Source organism: Caulobacter sp. GW821-FHT10E02 (assembly GCF_059415225.1).
In genome coordinates, this window is sequence record NZ_JBWKMV010000001.1 from 1,457,502 (window position 1) to 1,476,914 (window position 19,413).

The 19,413-nt window shown below is 68.9% G+C and carries 17 protein-coding genes and 1 tRNA gene; 12 read left to right on the top strand and 6 right to left on the bottom strand.

What is annotated here, in order from left to right:
* Positions 1-37: 37 nt before the first annotated feature.
* A complete protein-coding gene (locus AC07NI_RS06530) occupies positions 38-1,036 on the bottom strand; it encodes a septal ring lytic transglycosylase RlpA family protein (RefSeq protein WP_494616922.1) in 999 nt (332 codons plus the stop codon).
* Positions 1,037-1,142: 106 nt separating this feature from the next.
* On the opposite strand from AC07NI_RS06530, the gene AC07NI_RS06535 reads away from it, so the two are divergent.
* From AC07NI_RS06535 to AC07NI_RS06550, 4 genes are all read left to right on the top strand, one after another.
* Positions 1,143-1,232: transfer RNA gene (locus tag AC07NI_RS06535), tRNA-Ser, on the top strand.
* A 37-nt stretch (positions 1,233-1,269) separates the two neighbouring features.
* Positions 1,270-2,178: a class I SAM-dependent methyltransferase gene (locus AC07NI_RS06540; RefSeq protein WP_494616924.1), complete on the top strand. Its 909-nt coding sequence runs from the start codon at positions 1,270-1,272 to the stop codon at positions 2,176-2,178.
* On the top strand, positions 2,178-2,915 hold the full coding sequence (locus tag AC07NI_RS06545) for a pseudouridine synthase (RefSeq protein ID WP_494616926.1): 738 nt from the start codon (positions 2,178-2,180) through the stop codon (positions 2,913-2,915). The genes AC07NI_RS06540 and AC07NI_RS06545 overlap by 1 nt, the downstream gene beginning before the upstream one ends.
* Positions 2,908-3,141 (top strand): sulfurtransferase TusA family protein, encoded by a 234-nt coding sequence (locus AC07NI_RS06550; protein WP_494616927.1) that lies wholly within the window; start codon positions 2,908-2,910, stop codon positions 3,139-3,141. Before AC07NI_RS06545 ends, AC07NI_RS06550 begins: the two co-directional genes overlap by 8 nt.
* On the opposite strand, the gene AC07NI_RS06555 is transcribed toward AC07NI_RS06550, so the two are convergent.
* Positions 3,110-4,075 (bottom strand): YihY/virulence factor BrkB family protein, encoded by a 966-nt coding sequence (locus AC07NI_RS06555; protein ID WP_494618297.1) that lies wholly within the window; start codon positions 4,073-4,075, stop codon positions 3,110-3,112. The genes AC07NI_RS06550 and AC07NI_RS06555 overlap by 32 nt on opposite strands.
* Positions 4,076-4,249: 174 nt before the next feature.
* Positions 4,250-5,377 carry a CaiB/BaiF CoA transferase family protein gene (locus AC07NI_RS06560; RefSeq protein ID WP_494616929.1) on the bottom strand — a complete coding sequence of 376 codons (1,128 nt, stop codon included), beginning with the start codon at positions 5,375-5,377 and terminating at the stop codon, positions 4,250-4,252.
* Between the two features lie 204 nt (positions 5,378-5,581).
* On the opposite strand from AC07NI_RS06560, the gene AC07NI_RS06565 reads away from it, so the two are divergent.
* The 4 genes from AC07NI_RS06565 (at position 5,582) to AC07NI_RS06580 (ending at position 10,657) form a co-directional block, all read left to right on the top strand.
* Complete coding sequence (locus AC07NI_RS06565; protein ID WP_494616931.1) at positions 5,582-6,907, top strand: diguanylate cyclase domain-containing protein; 1,326 nt, start codon at positions 5,582-5,584, stop codon at positions 6,905-6,907.
* Positions 6,908-6,987: 80 nt separating this feature from the next.
* Positions 6,988-7,632 carry a DsbA family oxidoreductase gene (locus AC07NI_RS06570; protein ID WP_494616933.1) on the top strand — a complete coding sequence of 215 codons (645 nt, stop codon included), beginning with the start codon at positions 6,988-6,990 and terminating at the stop codon, positions 7,630-7,632.
* A 29-nt stretch (positions 7,633-7,661) separates the two neighbouring features.
* Positions 7,662-8,186, top strand: a complete 525-nt coding sequence (locus AC07NI_RS06575; RefSeq protein WP_494616936.1) for a CcdC protein domain-containing protein — start codon at positions 7,662-7,664, stop codon at positions 8,184-8,186.
* A 215-nt stretch (positions 8,187-8,401) separates the two neighbouring features.
* Positions 8,402-10,657 (top strand): DEAD/DEAH box helicase, encoded by a 2,256-nt coding sequence (locus tag AC07NI_RS06580; protein ID WP_494618300.1) that lies wholly within the window; start codon positions 8,402-8,404, stop codon positions 10,655-10,657.
* A gap of 53 nt (positions 10,658-10,710) precedes the next feature.
* On the opposite strand, the gene AC07NI_RS06585 is transcribed toward AC07NI_RS06580, so the two are convergent.
* Positions 10,711-11,892, bottom strand: coding sequence for a BaiN/RdsA family NAD(P)/FAD-dependent oxidoreductase (locus AC07NI_RS06585; protein WP_494616938.1), 1,182 nt, complete (start codon positions 11,890-11,892; stop codon positions 10,711-10,713).
* Positions 11,893-11,948: 56 nt separating this feature from the next.
* A complete protein-coding gene (locus tag AC07NI_RS06590; protein WP_494616940.1) occupies positions 11,949-13,790 on the bottom strand; it encodes a methyl-accepting chemotaxis protein in 1,842 nt (613 codons plus the stop codon).
* 221 nt (positions 13,791-14,011) lie between these two features.
* On the opposite strand from AC07NI_RS06590, the gene AC07NI_RS06595 reads away from it, so the two are divergent.
* The 4 genes from AC07NI_RS06595 to AC07NI_RS06610 all read left to right on the top strand — a co-directional run bounded on the left by AC07NI_RS06595 (position 14,012) and on the right by AC07NI_RS06610 (position 18,421).
* Entirely contained in the window at positions 14,012-15,352 is a 1,341-nt protein-coding gene (locus AC07NI_RS06595; RefSeq protein WP_494616943.1) for an Hsp70 family protein, read from the top strand.
* Positions 15,353-15,441: 89 nt separating this feature from the next.
* A complete protein-coding gene (locus AC07NI_RS06600) occupies positions 15,442-17,037 on the top strand; it encodes an ice nucleation protein (RefSeq protein ID WP_494616945.1) in 1,596 nt (531 codons plus the stop codon).
* A gap of 67 nt (positions 17,038-17,104) precedes the next feature.
* Entirely contained in the window at positions 17,105-17,581 is a 477-nt protein-coding gene (locus AC07NI_RS06605; protein WP_494616954.1) for a hypothetical protein, read from the top strand.
* Entirely contained in the window at positions 17,582-18,421 is an 840-nt protein-coding gene (locus tag AC07NI_RS06610; protein ID WP_494616963.1) for a class I SAM-dependent methyltransferase, read from the top strand. It begins immediately after the preceding gene.
* Here AC07NI_RS06610 and AC07NI_RS06615 read toward each other — a convergent pair.
* The gene (locus AC07NI_RS06615) at positions 18,418-19,314 is read right to left on the bottom strand and encodes a LysR family transcriptional regulator (RefSeq protein WP_494616967.1); all 897 of its coding nucleotides are present in this window, start codon (positions 19,312-19,314) and stop codon (positions 18,418-18,420) included. The genes AC07NI_RS06610 and AC07NI_RS06615 overlap by 4 nt on opposite strands.
* Positions 19,315-19,413: the final 99 nt, after the last annotated feature.

Sequence of the window (19,413 nt, forward strand, 5' to 3'; positions counted from 1 at the left end):
CTCATTCGACCGGTTTCCGAGGCTTGTCCAGAGGTGCTTACGGACGAAGAACCGTCGCGCCCTGATAGCCCAACGACTCGACCCGCTGGCGCAGGCTCCAGGCCTCGCCCTCGCTCTGGCCGGCCGAGACCGTGACGCGATAGAGCGTGCCGCTGGCCCGTTCGATGGCGTCGATCTTGGCGTCACCCGCGCCGGACAGCGCGCGCACGGCCTTCTCGGCGTTCTCGCGGCTGGAGAACGAGCCGGCCTGGACCCGGAAACCGGACTTGGCGGCCGAGGCGTAGATGCGGTCGGGCGGATTGATCGGCGGGGCCGAGCCCCAGTCAGGAGCCGGCTCGCGCGACGGGATGATCTGCACCCGCTGCGTCGGCTCCTTGATGTCGTCGAAGCTGCGCTCGCGCGGCGGCGCGGGCGGAGGCGGTGGAACCGCGGTCTGCTGCACGGCATATTGGCGCGGACCGTCGAAGGCGTTCTTCGGGGCCGGGCCGACATACTTCACCCGCACGCGGGCCACGCCATTGCGATAGTAGCCCAGCTGCTGGGCGGCGGCCTTGGACAGGTCGATGATGCGGCCTTCAACAAACGGCCCGCGGTCGTTGACCCGCACGATCATCTTCTTGCCGTTGTCGAGGTTGGTCACCTCGACCAGGCTGGGCAGCGGCAAGGTCTTATGGGCCGCCGACGGGATGTCCATGTCGAAGACTTCGCCATTGGACGTGCGACGGTTGTGGAACTGCTCGCCGTACCACGAGCCGACGCCGACGACGTTGTAGTCCTTGTCCTGACGCGGATAGTACCAGATACCATTGATCTGATAGGGCTTTTCGGTGCCGCGCAGCGGCTTGCCGTCGCGACCGACCGTCGAGCCGCTACGCGGGGCCGAGCCTCGCGTGGTCTCGTTGCGCGCCGTGGCCGTGTAGCCGGACTTGCCGACGTCGTACTTGGGCGTGGCGCAGGCGGCGAGGCTCGCGGCGGCCAGGGCCATCAAGCCGAGGTTACGCGCAATCCGCCAAACCTGTTCGATGCGCTGGTTCATACGATGGTCGTCCAGACGGGCCCACACCCCTTCCGAGCTCACATCGTCACCTGTTTGTTTTGAAGTCTGGTTAAGGCCGTGACGCGCTGATATAGCCGCCTGCTCCGGACAGATGGCCGAGTGGTTTAAGGCAGCGGTCTTGAAAACCGCCGTAGGTGAAAGCCTACCGTGGGTTCGAATCCCACTCTGTCCGCCAGAGCTCTTGGCGACCGGAAAACCCTTTCAGGACAAGCATGTCGGCTTCCAATACCGCGATCTATGGCCAGGCCGATCATGACCTGGCGCCGTCCGCGGCGGACGCCGTGCAGCTGTCGCCGTTGATCGTCGGCGCGAGCGACATCGCCTCGGTTGCGGACGAATCCTTTACCGCCGTGACCGTCCGCGCCCCTGCCGGCGCGGTGGAGCGACGATATGTCCTCGCCCAGGCGTTGCGCGTTCTGGCGCCGGGCGGCCGCATGACCGCCTTCGCCCCGAAGGATCGCGGCGGCCTCCGCCTGAAGAAGGAGCTCGAGGCCCTGGGCTGCGAGGTCGGCGAGAGCGCCCGCCGCCACAACCGCATCTGCCTGGTCGTTCGTCCGGCCGTGATCAAGGGTCTGGACGAGGCGATCAAGGCCGGCGCGCCGCGCCAGATCTCCGAGAACGGCCTGTGGACCCAGCCCGGCGTGTTCAGCTGGGATCGCCTGGACGCCGGCACCAACGCCCTGCTGCAGGTCCTGCCCGAGTTCTCAGGCGCCGGCGCCGATTTCGGCGGCGGCATTGGTCTGCTGGCGCTGAACGTCCTGACCGCGCCCAAGGTGACCAAGCTGACCTTGGTCGAGCTGGATCGCCGCGCCCTGGATGTCTCCAAACGCAACGTTACCGATCCCCGCGCCGACTTCGTCTGGGGCGATGTTCGCCAGACCGAGCTGAAAGACCTGGACTTCATCGTCAGCAACCCGCCGTTCCACGAAGGCGGCGGCGAGGACAAGACCCTGGGCCAGGCCTTCATCGCCTCGGCCGCCGGCGCCCTGCGCAAGAGCGGCGTGCTGTGGATGGTGGCCAACCGCCACCTGCCCTACGAGGCGATCCTGGGCGAGAGCTTCAGCAAGGTCCGGCTGGCCGCCGAGGGCGGCGGCTACAAGGTCTTTGAGGCCCGCAAGTAATGGCCAAGGCCCTGATGGCGCGGCTGGACCGGCTGTTGGCCAACCTCGGCTACGGCAGCCGCAAGGACGTCCAGGCGCTGGTCGCCAACGGCAAGGTCGTGCTGGATGGCAAGGTGTTGAAGGACTCCGGGACCAAGGTCGCCGTCGACGCCACCCTGCCCGAGCGCATGACCATCCGCGGCGTCGCCGTCGATCCACCCGCCCCGCTGGTGCTGCTGATGCACAAGCCGCTGGGCGTGACCTGCTCGCACAAGGAAGACGGCCAGAAGATCTACGACCTGCTGCCGCGTCGTTGGCAGATCCGGGATCCGGGGCTGTCCACGGTCGGCCGACTGGACAAGGACACCAGCGGCCTGATCCTGATCACCGACGATGGCGACTTTCTGCATCGGGTGATCTCGCCCAAGCGCCACGTGCCCAAGACCTATCTGGCCACGCTGGATCGGACGCTGAAGGGTTCGGAGGGCGAGACCTTCGCCGCTGGGGCGCTGATGCTGGAGGGCGAGGAAAAGCCGCTGCTGCCGGCCCAGCTGGAGGTGGTCGACGAGAAGACCGCGCGGCTGACCATCACCGAGGGTCGCTATCATCAGGTCCGCCGGATGTTCGCCGCCGTCGGCAACCACGTGGTCACGCTGCATCGCGAGCGGATTGGTGGCCTCACCCTGCCCGCCGATCTCGAGCCCGGCCAGTATCGCATCCTGCCGGCCGCCGAGGCCGAGACGGTGTTCGATGTCTGAGCCGATCCTCATCGACGCGCGCGGCCATCACTGTCCGGTCCCGACCCTGAAGCTGCGCAAGGCCCACGAGGCCGCGCCGGCCGGCGCGGAGCTCGTCTTGCTCGCCACCGACCCGATGGCCCGGATCGACGTCCCGCACTTCGTCGGTCAGATCGGCGCCAGCGTGCTGGAGATCGCCGACCAGGACGGCGGCGTCATCCGTTTTCGTATTCGGAAGGCGCCTTAAGCGGGATCGCGCGGGGGCCCTCCAGCAGGGCCCGGGGCCGTTCGTCCAAGGCGATCTCGACCTCGGTGGCCAGGGCGCCGCCGAAGAAGATGGCGTTCACGCTCCACGACAGCCAGATCAGGAAGATAATCACGGCCGAGATCGAACCGTAGGTCGCGCCCAGGTGGACGATGCGCTCGACATAGAAGGCGCTGGCCCACGACATGAACACGCAGAGCGCCGCCGCCGCGACGCCGCCCGAGATCGAGGCGCGCCAGCCGACGATCTCGCGCGACATGGCATAGCGGTAGACCAGACTCATGCCGACCACGATGCCGAAGCTGGCCCAAGTCCATTCCGACTGGATCCACGACACGCCGGCCAGCGGCTTCAGGTCCATGGCCGCGCCCAGCAGGCGCAGGGTCAGGAACACGCCCGACATGAAGAACAACAGACCGAAGGCGGCGATCAGCACCAGCAGGGCCATCAGGTTGAAGCCGAAGAAGCCGCGCTGGTCCTCCTCGTCATGGATGAACGACAGCCCGGCCAGCAGCGCCTTGAAGCCGCGATGGGCGGCATAGGCGCCGACGATCAGCACCACGCCGCTCTGCAGCGAAATGGTCTGGCCCGGCGCATGGGCCAGGCGCGACAGCTCGTCCTGGAACATCGAGCGGGCGCCGGAGGGAATCAGCTCGGCCAGCTTGGTCGCCTGGCGCGCGGCGCTCTCGGGCGTCAGAAAGAAGCTGTAGAGACCGATCAGAATCGCCAGGCCTGGGAACACGGCCAGAAGGGCGAAAAACGAGACGCCGCCGACGTACAGCATGACGTCGCGGCCCCACAGGCGCGACAGGGCCAGGCCCAGAACGCGGAGGATTTCGCGAGCCCAATGGATCGGATCAAGCTGGAGGTCGCGCCAACGAATGTGGTGCTGGGGGTCTTGCATCCGGCGGACCATGGCGACCGGAGACCCCAGAGTCAAAGACGCGCCGCCTTTGGGAAGGCGACGCGTCTCCGCAGGAAGTACCTGTGAACCGGACGCCGCATCGAGGGACGGATGGCGCGACGGCCGGTCGACACACGCAACCTAGGAGCCCGCGCCTGAACCGTACCTGAACGCGATCAGCAGGTTTCAGAGAGCTCCGGCCGCCTTCAATCCTGCGATCGCATCGGCCGAGAAACCCCAGTCGGCCAGGGCCTCGTCATTGTGCGCGCCGATCTTCGGCGGCGGGCCCTGGATGACGCCCGGCGTGGCGGAGAAGCGCGGCGCGGGCGCGGGCTGCATGACGCCGGCCACCTCGACGAAGGTCTCGCGGGCGGCGTTGTGGGCGTGCTTGGGGGCCTCGTCCATGCTGAGGACCGGCGCGAAGCAGACGTCGGTGGCGTCCATGATCTCGCACCACTCGTCGCGGGACTTGGTCTTGATGACGGCGGCCAGCTTCTCGCGCAGCTCCGGCCACTCCTCGCGGCTCATCTGGTGCTGGAACTGTGGGTCGGTGATGCCGGTCTTCTCCAGCAGCAGCAGGTAGAACTGCGGCTCGATCGAGCCGATCGAGATCCACTCGCCGTCGGCGCATTCGTAGGTGTCGTAGAAGTGCGCCCCGCCATCGAGCAGGTTGGTGCGTCGCCGCTCGTTCCACATGCCGCCGGCCTTGAAGCCGTAGAACATCGCCATCAGCGAAGCCGCGCCGTCGCTCATGGCGCAGTCGATGACCTGGCCCTGCCCCGTCTCGCGGGCGTGGATCACCCCGGCCAGCAGGCCGAACGCCAGATAGAGCGCCCCGCCCCCGAAATCGCCAACCAGGTTCAAGGGTGGCGTCGGCTTGTCGTGGGCGCCGATCGCGTGCAGCGCCCCGGTGATGGCGATGTAGTTCATGTCGTGGCCGGCCGCCTTGGCGTAGGGCCCGGTCTGCCCCCAGCCGGTCATGCGGCCGTAGACGAGCTTGGGATTGCGGGCCAGGGCGATGTCGGGACCTAGGCCCAGCCGCTCCATGACGCCCGGCCGGAAGCCCTCGATCAGCCCATCGGCGCTTTCCAGCAGCTTCAGGCAGGTTTCGATCGCTTCGGGGTGCTTCAGGTCCAGCGCCACCGAGCGGCGGCCGCGCGCCGTGACGTCGGCCGGCGAGCCGCGCCCCTGGCCCTTGCGGTCGATGCGCACGACGTCGGCGCCGAGGTCCGAAAGCAGCATGCCGCAGAACGGTCCCGGGCCGATGCCGGCGAACTCGACGATCTTCAGTCCCGAAAGCGGCCCCTGGCCCATGACGCGTCTCCCATTCGGCGCTCTTTCGACGCCGGTTTCGACCACTAGAACGGCCCTGACGTTCGGTCAGGCAAGCCCTGATCGGATTACCCTTGAGCCTGCGGCGTTCCGTACCTTTGACCGCGCAAAGCCTCTGCTATGTTGCAGCGTCGAATCTCAGGGGCCGTTGTGGGCGGCCGCGCGGGATTTCGGGCGGAGGTTGGTTTGGCGGTTGACGCCCGGATCCTGATCGTGGCGCGCGACGATGTTCGCGCCGGACCGCTGGCCGAAGGGCTGGACCGGTTGGGCTGGCGCACGATCACCGCTCGCGGCCCCTATGCCGCCCTCGCCGCCTTGGGCGATCTGCCGATCGAGGCGGTCATCGTCGACCTGGCCAGCGCCGGTCCCGAAACCCAGACCCTGGCCCGCCGGCTCAAGGCCGCCGTGGCCCCGCGCCGTCTGCCGGTCATCGCCATCGGCGAGCCGGACGGCGACTATCGCAACCAGGCCTTCGATCTCACCCTCTCGCCGCCGCTGCACCCGTCCCAGGCGGCCCTCCGCCTGGAAAGCCTGGTGCGCACGGCCATCGCCGAGGAAGAGTTCGAGCTGCGGCTGGAGACCTTCGGCGAGCGCGGTCGACGCCTGGACCTGCCCGAGCCGCCGGACACCCCGTTCCGCATCCTGGCGGTCGGCGAGCCGGCCCCTCAGTTCCTGGCCCTGTCCAACGCCCTGCAAGCCAGCGGCGCGGAAGTGGTCGGCGCCTTCACCGCCTATACGGCCTTCGACTACCTGCACGAGCGGGCCTTCGACTCCGTGGTGCTGTGGGCCGGCGACAGCCAGCAGGAAGCCCTGTCGATCGCGGCCGGCATGCGCCGCAACACCCGCCTTTTCCATATCCCGGCCCTGCTCTATCTGAAGGCCGAGAGCTATGTGACCATGTCCGAGGCGTTCCATCGCGGCGTGTCCGACGTGGCGTCGCCCGAAACGCCCGAGGTCGAGACGGCCATGCGCGTCATGGAGCTGGCCCGCAGCTTCCGGCGCGGCGAATCCATTCGTGGCGCGCTGGAGAAGGCCCGCAGCTCGGGCCTTATGGACGCCGCTACCGGCCTGTTCACCCGCGACCTGTTCGCCGCCCACCTGGCGCGTCTGGCCAAGGCGGCCACCGAGCGCGCCCGGCCGCTGTCGATCTGCGTGCTGCGCGTCGCCGACAAGCCCGAGACCGTCTGGGCCCGCCAGAACGGCTGGCTGGACCGCGCCATCCCGCAGATCGGCTCGATGATCGGCCGCCTGGTCCGCGTCGAGGACACTTCGGCGCGTTTGTCGACCGAAGTCTTCGCCCTGGCCCTGCCCGCGACCAATCTCGGAGCCGCCAAGGCCGCCGCCGAGCGGATCGCCGCCGTGATCGGCTGCACCGCCTTCGACGCCGGCGAAGACCGTCCGCCGTTCGTCTGCGAATTCGACATCGGCGTCGCCGAGGTCCAGCGCGGCGAAGGCGCCGTCCGGGCCCTGGAACGCGCCGCCGCCAGCGCCCTGAAGCGCGACGCCAGCTAAGCTTCGAGCTTGGGCGCCGTAACGGCAACTCCTATATGGAACCTGTCCTGTAGCGGACAAAAGTTCCCGAGGAGTACGCCGTGGCCCAACCGCTGATCATCGACGTCGTCGCCGACGTGGTCTGCCCCTGGTGCTATCTCGGCTGGCGACGCCTGAAGTCGGCCCTGGCCCTGCGTCCCGATGTCGAGGCCACGTTGATCTGGCGCCCGTACCAGTTGGACCCGACGCTTCCCGAGGAAGGCGTCGACCGCAAGCAGTACATGGCCAACAAGTTCAAGGATCCCGAGAAGCTGAAGGCGGCCCACGCGGCCCTGGTCGAGGGCGGCGCCGAGGAAGGTATCGCCTTCGATTTCGACGCCATCGAATTTTCGCCCAACACCAACGCCGCGCATCGCCTGATCCGCTGGGCCCTGACGGCCGGCGCCCAGGACGAGGTCGTCGAGGCGCTGTTCAAGGCCTACTTCACCGACGGTCTCGATATCGGCGACCCGATGGTGCTGGGCGACATCGCCGAGACCGCCGGCATGGAGCGCCTGGTGGTGCTGCAACTGCTGTCGGAAGGGGCCGACAAGGAAGCCGTGGCCCGCGAGCACGCCATGGCCGTCCAGGGCGGCGTCACCGGCGTGCCGTTCGCTATCTTCGCTGGCAAGGTCGCCGTGGTCGGCGCCGAGTCCCCCGAACGCATCACCCAGGCGATTGACCAGGCGCTGGCTTCGGTTTCCTGATCTGCTCAGTCAGAGTCGGGGAAGGCGTCATGGACCACCACAATCAAAAGCTCATCAGCTACGGCATCGGCGGCGCGGTGATCGCCCTGGTGCTGTTCTTCCGCGCCCGCCGCCTGACCCAGGAGCGGCGTCTGAAGCTGGAACTGATGTGGATCATGCCGGCCATCATGGTCGCGGCCACGGTCGCGCTGTTCCTGCAGTTCCCGCCGCACGGCATGGACTGGCTGTGGCTGACGGCCGTCTTCGCGGTCGGCTCCTTCATCGGCTGGTGGCGCGGCAAGCTGGTGCCGATCGCCATCGATCCCGAGACCCATCTGCTCAACACCAAGCCCTCGCCAGCCGCCCTGCTCTTCCTGCTGGGCCTGTTCGTCGTCCGCTTCGGTCTGCGCGCCTACCTGGAGAGCAACGCCGGCGCCTTGCACATCGGCTTCGCCCTGCTGACCGACGGTTTCGTCGTGCTGGCCGTGGGCCTGTTCGGCGTCTCGCGCCTGGAAATGGCCCTGCGCGCCTGGGGTCTGCTGAAGGCGGCGCGGGCCAGCAAAGTCACGGCCTGAAGGCGGATCGCTTCACCGCGCTTGCTTTTTGCAGCGCAACAAGCGCATAAGGACCCTCGTCGAGCCCCCATCCCGTCGCGGAGGGGGCTATTTTCGTTGGAATTCGACCAATAAGCGGTCCGAGGGAAGCGTTACTGGCTTCAAGGGGGCCCGATTTGGTCATTGGCGCGAGCCGCGCGTTTTTGTGTGCGCGGCCGCAAATGAACTGGACCGAAATGCCCTTCCCCGCCTCCCACCCCGCTCTTGAGCGGGCTCTCGCCGCTCAAGGTTATCTCGAGCCCACCCCCGTCCAGGCCGCTGTGCTGGAAGCCGACGCCGAAGGCCGCGACCTGCTGGTCAGCGCCCAGACCGGCTCGGGCAAGACCGTCGCGTTCGGCCTCGCCGCCGCCCCCACCCTGCTGGGTGAGGAAGAGATCTTCGGCCGCGCCGGCGCCCCGCTGGCCCTGGTGATCGCCCCGACCCGCGAACTGGCCATCCAGGTCAATCGCGAGCTGACCTGGCTGTACGCCCAGGCCATGGCCGTGGTCGTCAACTGCGTCGGCGGCATGGATGCTCGCCGCGAGCAGCGCGCCCTGAACTACGGCGCCCACATCGTCGTCGGCACCCCGGGCCGCCTGCGCGACCACATCGAGCGCGGCCACCTGGACCTGTCGGAGCTGAAGGTCGCCGTCCTCGACGAGGCCGACGAGATGCTCGACATGGGCTTCCGCGAGGACCTGGAGTTCATCCTCGACGCCGCCCCGGCCGAACGCCGCACCCTGCTGTTCTCGGCCACCCTGGCGCGCGACATCGTACAGCTGGCCAAGAGCTACCAGAACGACGCCATCCGCATCGACACGATCGGCCGCAACGAGCCGCACCGCGACATCGAATACCGCGCCGTCCGCGTCGCGCCGAACGAGGTCGAGCACGCGGTCGTCAACCTGCTGCGCTATTTCGAGAGCCCCGGCGCCCTGGTGTTCGCCAACACCCGTGAAAGCGTCCGGTCGCTGCACTCCAAGCTGCGCGAGCGCGGCTTCGACGTCGTCGGCCTGTCGGGCGAGCTGAGCCAGCGCGAACGCGCCGACGCCCTGCAAGCCCTGCGCGACGGCCACGCTCGCGTCTGCGTCGCCACCGACGTCGCCGCGCGCGGCCTCGACCTGCCCGACCTGGGCCTGGTCATCCACGCCGAACTGCCGGTCAACAAGGCGACTCTCCTGCACCGTTCGGGCCGTACCGGCCGCGCGGGCAAGAAGGGCGTCTCGGCCCTGGTCGTCCCCTACACCCGCCGCCGCAAGGCCGAGCAGCTGCTGATGGCCGCCGGCGTCGAAGGCCAGTGGGGCGGCGCACCGACCGCCGACGAGATCCGCGTCAAGGACACCGAGCGCCTGCTGGACGATCCGATCTTCTCCGAGCCCGCCAACGAGGACGACGCCGGCCTGGTCGCCGCCATGCTGGAAAAGCGCACGCCGGAAGAACTGGCCGCCGCCCTGATCCGCGCCCGCCGCGCCAAGCTGCCGGCCCCGGAAGAAATCTACGACGACCCGCGCCACGGCGCCGATCCGGGCCCGCGCTCGCGCGAGCCGCGTGAGCCCCGCGAATTCGGCGGCGAGCGCGACTTCGGCGAGCGTCCCGAGCGCGTCAGCATGGACGGCTCGGAGTGGTTCCGCCTCAACACCGGCCGCCGCAACAACGCCGACCCCAAGTGGCTGATCCCGCTGATCTGCCGCCTGGGCCACATCACCAAGAAGGACATCGGGTCGATCCGGATCTTCGACTACGACACCAAGTTCGAGATCTCGGCCGAAGCGGCCGTGAAGTTCGGCGCTGCGGTCCAGCAAACGGTGCGTGAAGACGTCTCGATCACCCCGACGGCGGCTCCGGCCGCCCGCGAAGCCGGTCCGCGTCGCGAATTCACGCCGCGTCCGCCGCGCGACAACGATGCGCCGCGCGAGTTCAAGCCGCGCCCCCCTCGTGAAGATCGGGTCCGTGACGACGCTCCGCGTGCGCCGCGCGCCAACGCTCCGGGCTCGCGCGATCACACTCCGCGTCCGTCCAGCTATGGCGACGACGGTGTCAGCACCGCCAAGCCGTACGGCCGTGGCGAAGAGCCGAAGGGCGACTACAAGCCCCGTGAGTTCAAGCCGCGCGCCCCGCGTGACAACGACGCGCCGCGTCCGTACTCGCCGCAGGACTCCGAAGGCGCTCCCAAGCGCGCCTTCAAGCCGCGCCACGAAGCCGGCGCCGACGCTCCTCGCGAGTTCAAGCCCCGCGCTCCGCGTGCGGACGGCGACGGCCCGAAGAAGCCCTTCAAGAAGGCCTTCGCCGACAACGCCGCTGGCCCCAAGCCGTACACGCCCAAGCCCTACGCCGGTAAGCGCGACGACGCTGGTCCGGGCAAGCCGTTCAAGGGCCCCAAGCCCTTCAAGGCCAAGAGCTTCGACGCCAAGCCCGGCGGCAAGCCGGCGGGTAAGCCGTTCAAGAAGAAGTAGTTAGACGAAGAGCCCCTCCCTCACCGGAGGGGCTTTTTTCTTAGGCGCCCATTCTAAGCGCTCTGCCCCGCCGACCAGCCGGACGCCCAGGCCCACTGGAAGTTATAGCCGCCCAGCCAGCCGGTGACGTCGACCACCTCGCCGATGAAGAACAGCCCCGGGACGGCCTTGGCCTCCAGGGTGCGCGAGTCCAGGGCGTCGGTATCGACCCCGCCCAGCGTCACTTCCGCCGTGCGATAGCCTTCCGAGCCGACCGGCTTGAAGGTCCAGGCGTTGACCGCAGCGGCCAACGGTCCCAACACCTTGTCCGAACAGTCGGCGATGTTCCCCTTGCCGGGTGCCTCCTCGTCCGCGATCAGCTGGGCCACGCGCTTGGGAACCAGGGTCGACAGCACCGTCGCCACCGCCTGACGCGGCGAGGCCGTGCGGGCCGATTTCAGCGCCGCCAGAGCGTCGACACCCGGGGCCATGTCGACCCGGATCTCGTCGCCTTCCCGCCAATAGGACGAGATCTGCAGGATCGAAGGGCCCGATAGGCCCCGGTGGGTGAACAGCATGCCTTCGCGGAACTTGGTCTTGCCGTGCGCGACCACGGCGTCCAGCGCCACGCCTGACAGCGGGGTCAGCCAGGCCAGCATGCCGGCTTCGAACGTCAGCGGCACCAGCGCCGGGCGGGTCTCGACCAGGCCGATGTCGAACTGCTTGGCGATCTCGTAGCCCAGGCCCGTGGCGCCCATCTTCGGGATCGACTTGCCGCCGCTGGCGACCACGAGCGAGGCGCAGCGCACCTTGCCGTACGACAGTTCGACCTCGAAGCCGGCCTCGGTCTTGGCCACGTCCTGGAAGCTCGTCTCCAGCCGCAGCTTGACGCCGGCCGCCTTCATCTCGGTCAGCAGCATGTCGATGATCTGCTTGGCCGAGCCGTCGCAGAAGAGCTGCCCCAGGGTCTTCTCGTGGTAGGCGATGCCGTACCGCTCGACCAAGGCGATGAAGTCCTTCGGCCGATAGCGGCGCAGGGCCGACAGCGCGAACTTCGGGTTGGCCGACAGGAAGTTATGGATCGACGCGCCGGTGTTGGTGAAGTTGCACCGCCCGCCGCCGCTGATGCGGATCTTCTCGCCCGGGGCCTTGGCGTGATCGACGATCAACACCGAGCGCCCGCGCTTGCCGGCCTCGATGGCGCACATCATGCCGGCCGCGCCCGCGCCGATCACCAGGACGTCGAAGTTTTCCAAGGTCTTCCTACGATTTGCTCAAGGCCTCTTCGACCGGAGCAGACCGTGGAAGTCAATCAGCCCGCGTGGCGATAGCCTGGCCGCGACGCCGGCTGGCGCTGGGCGGGAGCCTTCGCGCTGACCTCGAAGCGGCCGATCATGCGGACCAGGCCACTGATGTCGGACTTCAGGGCGTGGCTGACGGCCGTGGCCTGCTCGACCATGGCGGCGTTCTGCTGCACGCCCTGGTCCATCTGGTTGACGGCGGCGTTGACCTCGTTGAGGCCCGTCGCCTGTTCCTGGGCCGAGGCCGCCAGTTCCGACACCAGGGCGTCGATCTCGCCGACCTTCAGCACGATGCCGTCCAGGGCCTCGCCAGTCTGGCCGACCAGGCGCACGCCTTCCTCGACCTGGGCCGTCGAGGCGCTGATCAGGCCCTTGATCTCCTTGGCCGCCTGAGCCGAGCGCTGGGCCAGGGCCCGCACTTCCTGGGCGACGACCGCGAAGCCACGACCGCTCTCGCCGGCCCGGGCCGCTTCCACGCCGGCGTTCAGCGCCAGCAGATTGGTCTGGAAGGCGATCTCGTCGATGACGCCAACGATATTGCCGATCTGGGCCGAGGACTGTTCGATGCCGGTCATGGCCGCGACGGCGCCGCGCACGACCTCGCCCGAGCGCTCGGCGTCCGAGCGGGTCGAGGTGACGACACGGCTAGCCTCGCCCGCGCCCTGCGAGGCGCGGCGGACGGTGGCGGTGATCTCATCGAGGGCCGCGGCGGTCTCTTCCAGGCTGGCGGCCTGCTGCTCGCTGCGGCGGGCGGTGTTGTCGGCGGCGGCGGCGATCTCGTCGGCGCTGGAGCCTACGGTCCCGGCCACGGCGACGATGCCGCCGACGGCCTCGTCCAGCTGGGCGATGGCGGCGTTGAAGTCGTCGCGGATGGCCTCATAGCCGCGCGGGAAGGCGTCGGTCAGCCGCACGGTCAGGTCGCCGTTCGACAGGCGAGACAGGGCGTTGGCCAGCCGCTCCATGGCGAAGGCCTGGTCCTTGGCGGCGGCCGAGGACGACGCCTCGTTGCGCGCCCGCTCGCTCTCATTGGCGGCAGAAGCGCGGGCCTGTTCGGTTTCGGCCGAGCGCAGGGCCACGGCGTTGTCCTTGAACACCTGGACGGCGCGGGCCATCAGCCCGACCTCGTCCTTGCGGCCGGCGCCGATCACGTCGACGTCCAGCTTGCCGTCGGCCAGGTCGGTCATGCTGCGCGACAGCGAGCGCACCGGGCGCGAGATCTTCGACGAGCCGATCCACAGGGCGAACAGCATGCCGCAGGCGGCCGCGCCCAGGCCGAACAGCAGGGTCAGCCACGAGCCGGCGGCGGCCGACTTGCTGGCGCTGGCGACCATGGTCGCCGTCTCCTTGTTGTAGACGTCGCCCCAGGCCTTGCCTTCCTTGGCCATGGCGTCGATGGCTGGATCGACCCTGGTCAGGCCGGCGACGGCGCCGGGGTCGTCGTTCTTCAAGGCGAGATCGGCGGCCGAGCGGGCGTCGGCATAGGCCGCGTCCAGCTTGGTCTTCATGCCGGCCGTGTAGTCGGCGGTGGCCGGATCGGCGGCGGTGATCTTGTCCAGGCTCTCCTTGCCCTCGCCATAGACCTTGTCGAGCTCCTTGGAAGCCGAGGCGGCCTGGTCGGAGGCGCCTTCATAGGTCGCCGTGCGGTGGGCCGCGTAGCCCATCATGCTGATCCGGCGCAGGAAGCGGGCCGACTGGACCTCGGCGGGCGAGCGGTGCTTGACCAGCACCTCGGTCGCCGCGTCGGCGCGCTTCTGCTGCCAGACGCCCAAGCCCGCGCAGGCCACGGTGGCGACCGCCAGCACGGCGGCGGGCAGCAGGACCTTGGTCGAGACCTTCAGATCGTCGAGCTTCACGGCGTTCCCCCAAATGCACGCGGCGCCGATACTGGACGCCCGTAGAGTTTTCCCGTTGGCGACACCGGTGTCAGACGAATCGTCATGCGCCGGGTTCAATTGTGCGAGAGGGTCCGGCGCCGACCGTAAACGAGCACTTAAAAGTGGCCTGACCGCTTGACCTTCTCACAAGAGGCGTTACGACGCACGCCCCTCCCCGTTTCAAATCCCCGAGCCATTCCATGACGGCCGCCTCCCCCGCGCCGACTGCTGGCGCGCCGACCATTGGCGTCGACTTCGGCACCACCAACACGGTCATCTCGCTGACGCACGGCGACGATCACGCGCACCTGGTCCGCTTCTCGATCGACAACCGCGAGCTGTTCGCCTTCCGCTCGGCTCTGAGCTTCCACAGCGTCCAGGGCCAGAACGGCGCCGTGAACGAGCGCGTGGTCGAGGCCGGCCCGTGGGCGATCGAGTCCTATCTGGAAGATCCGCTGGAGACGCGGTTCATCCAGTCGTTCAAGACCTTCGCCGCCTCGCAGGCCTTCACCGAGACCCGGATTCTCAACAAGCGCTATCTGTTCGAAGACCTGCTGGCCGCCTTCCTGCTGCGCCTGCAGGAGCACGCCGGGACCCAGCTGGACGCCCTGCCCCCGCGCGTCATCGTCGGCCGCCCGGTGACCTTCGCTGGCTCCTCGCCGAACGAGACCCTGGCCCTGACCCGCTATGAAGAGGCCTTCAAGCGCCTGGGCTTCACGGACATCCGCTACGCCTACGAGCCCGTTGGCGCGGCCTTCTTCTTCGCCCGCCAGCTGAAGCAGGACGCCACCGTGCTGGTGGCGGACTTCGGCGGCGGCACCTCCGACTTCTCGCTGGTCCGCTTCGAGCGCGATCCCGACGGCACCTTGCGCTCGACGCCGCTGTCGCGCTCGGGCGTCGGCATCGCCGGCGACGCCTTCGACTACCGGATCATCGACCAGCTGGTCTCGCCCGAGCTGGGCAAGGGTTCGGACTACAAGTCGTTCTCCAACAAGCTGCCGATCCCGCAACGCTACTACGCCGCCTTCGCCCGCTGGGACCAGCTGGCCCTGCTGCGCGCGTCCAAGGACATGCGCGACATCCGCGCCCTGGAGCGCACGGCGGTCGAGCCCGAGAAGATCGCGGCTCTGATCGAGGTGCTGGACGGCAACCACGGCTACGCGCTCTACAAGTCGGTCTCGGCGCTGAAGGAGGCGCTGTCTGCCCAGACGGAAGCGACGTTCCACTTCGCCGCCGGCTCGGTCGAGATCGAGAAACAGGTCCAGCGCAGCGAGTTCGAGGCCTGGATCAATCCCGAACTGACCGCCATTGAGACCGCCGTCGGCGAGGCCCTGGAACGCGCCAACCTGACCGAAGCCGGCGTCGACCGCGTCTTCCTGACCGGCGGCAGCTCGTTCGTGCCGGCCGTGCGCGAGATCTTCCTGCGCCGCTTCGGCGCGGAGAAGATCGAGAGCGGCGGCGAGTTCGAGTCCATCGCCTCGGGCCTGGCCCTGATTGGCCGCGAGCGCGACCTCGACCTGTGGACCATGCGGGCCGAATAGGTCCTTTCGGTCGCATGGCCCCGCTCTGGGTTTTTGCATAAGGTTAACGCGAGCGATTCGCGTCGAGACCTTGTGGGGCAACGAGTCCAGTGCCGATTTCGTACCTGTCCGCCGCCCAGATCGCCGCGCTGGCGCCGGAAACGATCACCAACCTTTCGACGACCAAGCTGGCCACCCTGGCCAGCACCCAGGTCGGCGCCCTGTCCAACACGGCGCTGGGCGCCCTGTCGGCCACCCAGGTCTCGGCCCTGACCAACACCGCCGTGAAGGGGCTGACGACCACCCAGATCCCGGCCTTCGCCCCGAACCTGATCTTCGACGCCACCCAGCTGTCGGCTTTCAGCGGCGGACAGCTGAACGCCCTGACCTCGACCCAGCTGGCCAAGCTGGACGCCGATCGCCTGGAGAAGCTCAGCGCCGCCCAGATCGGCGCGCTGGACGCCACCCACTTCACGGGCCTGAACGGCGCCCAGATCACCGCCCTGACCACCACCCAGGTCAAGAGCCTCACGGCCGCCCAGATCGGCGCCATGAGCACCGAAGACCTGGGCGAGATGTGGCCCGAGCAGTTGCAGGTCCTGTCGCCGACCCAGCTCGCCGCCCTGCCCGCCACGCTGATCCCGGCCCTGGACGACCTGCAGTTCGCGGCGATCTCCACCACCCAGCTCAAGGGCCTGACCGCCACACAGGTCGGGTCGCTGTCCCTGGATCAGCTGACGGATCTCGACACCGACTTCAACGTGTTCTCGGCCGCGCAGCTGGCCGGCCTGACCAGCACCCAGACCAACGGCCTGTCCGACACCCAGTTCACGGCCCTGACGGCGACTCAGCTGGGAGGGCTGTCCAGCAACGGCTTCGCGGGCCTGTCGGCGACCAAGGTCGCCAGCCTGACCGCGACCCAGATCGGCGGCTTGAGCGCGGCTCAGGTCCGGACGCTGAGCGCCACCGACTTCACCAAGCTGACCCCGACCCAGGTGGCCGGCTTCACCGCCGCCCAGCTGGCGGCCCTGTCGACCGACAACTTCAACGCCCTGTCGTCCAGCCAGATCGCGGCCCTGACCTCGACCCAGCTGGCGGGCCTGGCCGCGACCCAGATCGGCGGCCTGACCCGGACCGACTTCGCCGAGCTGTCGGCCACCCAGTTCAGAGGCCTCAGCTCCAGCCAGATCGGCGGCCTGTCGACCGAGAACCTGTCGGGACTGGACGCCACCGCCTTCCAGGCGCTGACCACCACCCAGATCGCCGGCCTGACGGCCACCCAGCTGGCCGGCCTGACGACCACGGACATGGCCGAGTTCTCCACGACCCAGATCGGCGCCTTGAGCAGCGCCCAGCTCGGCGCGATCTCGATCACGGACGTGGCGGCCCTGTCGGCCACCCAGGTCACCGCCTTGACCACCAGCGCGCTGCGGGGCCTGTCGCCCTATCAGATGCGCGCCTTCTCGCACGTCGAGTTCAGCCAGTTCACCGCCACGCAGATCCAGTCCTTGAGTTCGACCCAGGTCGGCTCGCTGGCCACCTCGGTGATCGCCAGCCTGACCACGACCCAGGTCAGCTATCTGCTGCCGGCCCAGATCCCGGGCCTGACCGTGACCCAGCTGGACTGGCTGTCGTCGACAAGCCTCAGCGCCATGACGCCCCTGCAGGTCGGCGCCCTGACCCCGACCCAGGTCGCCAGCCTCTAGGTGAGAAAGCTTCTAGACGGCGCGGGCCTGGCGGGCGTCTGATAGCCTCGCCGCAAGGAGCCGCCGCATGATCCGATCCGCTCTCGTCGCCCTCTGCCTGATCAGCGCCACGCCCGCCCTCGCCCAGAGCGGTCCGCTGGGCGCGGCCGGCCTCTGGAAGATCGATCTCGCCGCCTCGCGCTTCAACGAGGCCCTGACCGGTCCCGCGCCGCTGAGCGCCGAGGTCGACATCACCAAGGACGACGGCAAGAGCCTGGCCTGGACGCTGATCGAGGAGGACGAGAGCGGCCTGGCCGCCATCCAGTTCGCCGACGCGCCGCTGGACGGCACGCCGACCAAGGCCGTGGTCAACACCCAGATCGTGATGATCAGCGTCCATCGCGACGGCCAGAGCGGCATCACCGCCGTGACCAGCAACAAGACGGGCCGCAAGCAGTCGATGAAGGTCTGGCTGGCCGATCCCAACACCCTGAAGGTCGAACAGGACGTCGACGGCCAACCCGGCCCGCCGGACCAGAGCCTGGTCTTCAAGCGGGTCCGTTAGGTGCTGGAGCGTCAGCCCAGCCGCACCGCCTTCGCCGCCGCCGCGCACCGGGCGGCCCATCAGGTCCTGGAGAAGGGCGCGATCTTCGCCGATCCGCTGGCCCTGGCGATCCTGGGCCAGGACGCCGAGACGGTCGCGCAGGACGCTCGTGATCATCCCGAACGACGCGGCATGCGGTTCTTCATCGCCGCCCGCTCGAACCTGGCCGAGACCTGGCTGGCGCAAGGCGTCGTCGAGCGCGGCGTCTCGCAGGTCGTGGTGCTGGGCGCGGGCCTGGACACCTTTGCCTATCGCCACCCGCTGGCGTCGAGCCTCAAGGTGTTCGAGGTCGATCATCCCGAAACCCAGGCCTGGAAGCGCCGGCGCCTGGCCGAGGCCGGCGTCGCCAAGCCCGACAGCCTGTCCTTCGCGCCGGTCGATTTCGAGCGCGACCAGCTGCTGGCCGGCCTCGCGGATGCCGGCTTCGATCCGAATGCCCGCAGCGTCTTCGTCTGGCTGGGCGTCGTGCCCTATCTGACCGAGGCGGCGATCCGTGCGACCCTGGCCACGATCGCGGCCCTGCCGGGCGGTGGCGAGGTGGTGTTCGATTACGCCGATCCACCCGAGGCGCTGGTGCCGGACGACCGAGCCCGTCACGCCGCCCGCGCCGAACGTGTGGCCGCCATGGGCGAGCCCTGGTTGTCCTACTTCGAGCCAGCCGTCCTGGAGGCGCTGTTGCGGGAACTGGGCTTCGCGGCAGTCGAGGATCTAGGTCCGCCCGAACTGGCCGAGCGTTACTGGCCCGGCGCCGCCAAGCTGGCGCCCCGCCGGGGCGGCCATGTCATCTTCGCGCGGACCTAGGCCCGGCCCAAGGTCTTGGCCAGGTAGTTCGCCAGCGCCTCGACCCGCGCGGGACGCGGACCGCCGGGCGGCATGACCAGGTGCAGGGCGATCGGGGCGGCGGTCCAGTCGACCAGGATCTCCTCCAGCCGACCGTCGGCCACGGCCGGGCCGACGATGAAGTCCGGCAGCACCGCCACGCCGACGCCGCCGATCAGCGACGGGACCAGCACGTCGCCGTTGTTGGCGCGGATCACCGAGCGTGGGCGCACCGAGGCCTCCTCCGCGCCCTTCTGGAAGCGCCAGGTCTCCGGCGCGGCCTGATGGCCGTAGGTCAGGCCGCGATGCTCGGCCAGGCCCGCCGGGTGACTGGGTCGGCCATGCTTGTCCCAATAGGCCGGCGAGGCCACGACGTGGCGCTTCACCGCCCGCAGGCGGCGCGCGACCAGCGAGCTGTCCGGCAGGGACGCGACGCGCAAGGCCAGGTCGAAGCCCATGCCGACCAAATCGACCGTGGCATCGGACAGGTGGAGGTCGACCGATACATCCGGATAGGCCTCGAAGAAGCCCGGCAGGACGGGGCCCAGGGTGGTGATGCCCAGCGACATCGGCACGGCCATCCGCACGGTGCCGCGCGGGGCCAGGGACTGGCTGGAGGCCTCCTCCTCCGCGGCTTCGGCCTCGGCCAGCACGCGGGTGGCGCGCTCGACCAGGGACTGGCCGGCGTCGGTCAGGGCCAGGCGTCGCGAGGTGCGATTGAAGAGGCGCGCGCCCAGACGTTCCTCCAGCCGGGTGACGGCCTTGGAGACCGTGGCCTTGGACATGGCCAGCTCCTCGGCGGCGGCGGCGAACGAGCGCAGCTCCACCACCTTGGCGAACACGGCGAGGCCTTCGAGGTCGGGAAGCTTGGACATGTCGAGAGCTTAGTTTTGGAAACGATGAGTTTCAACAGTTTCCATTTCGGATCCCGCCGAGAAGCCTATCTTCTCCTCAACAGGAAGCGCCGACGCGGC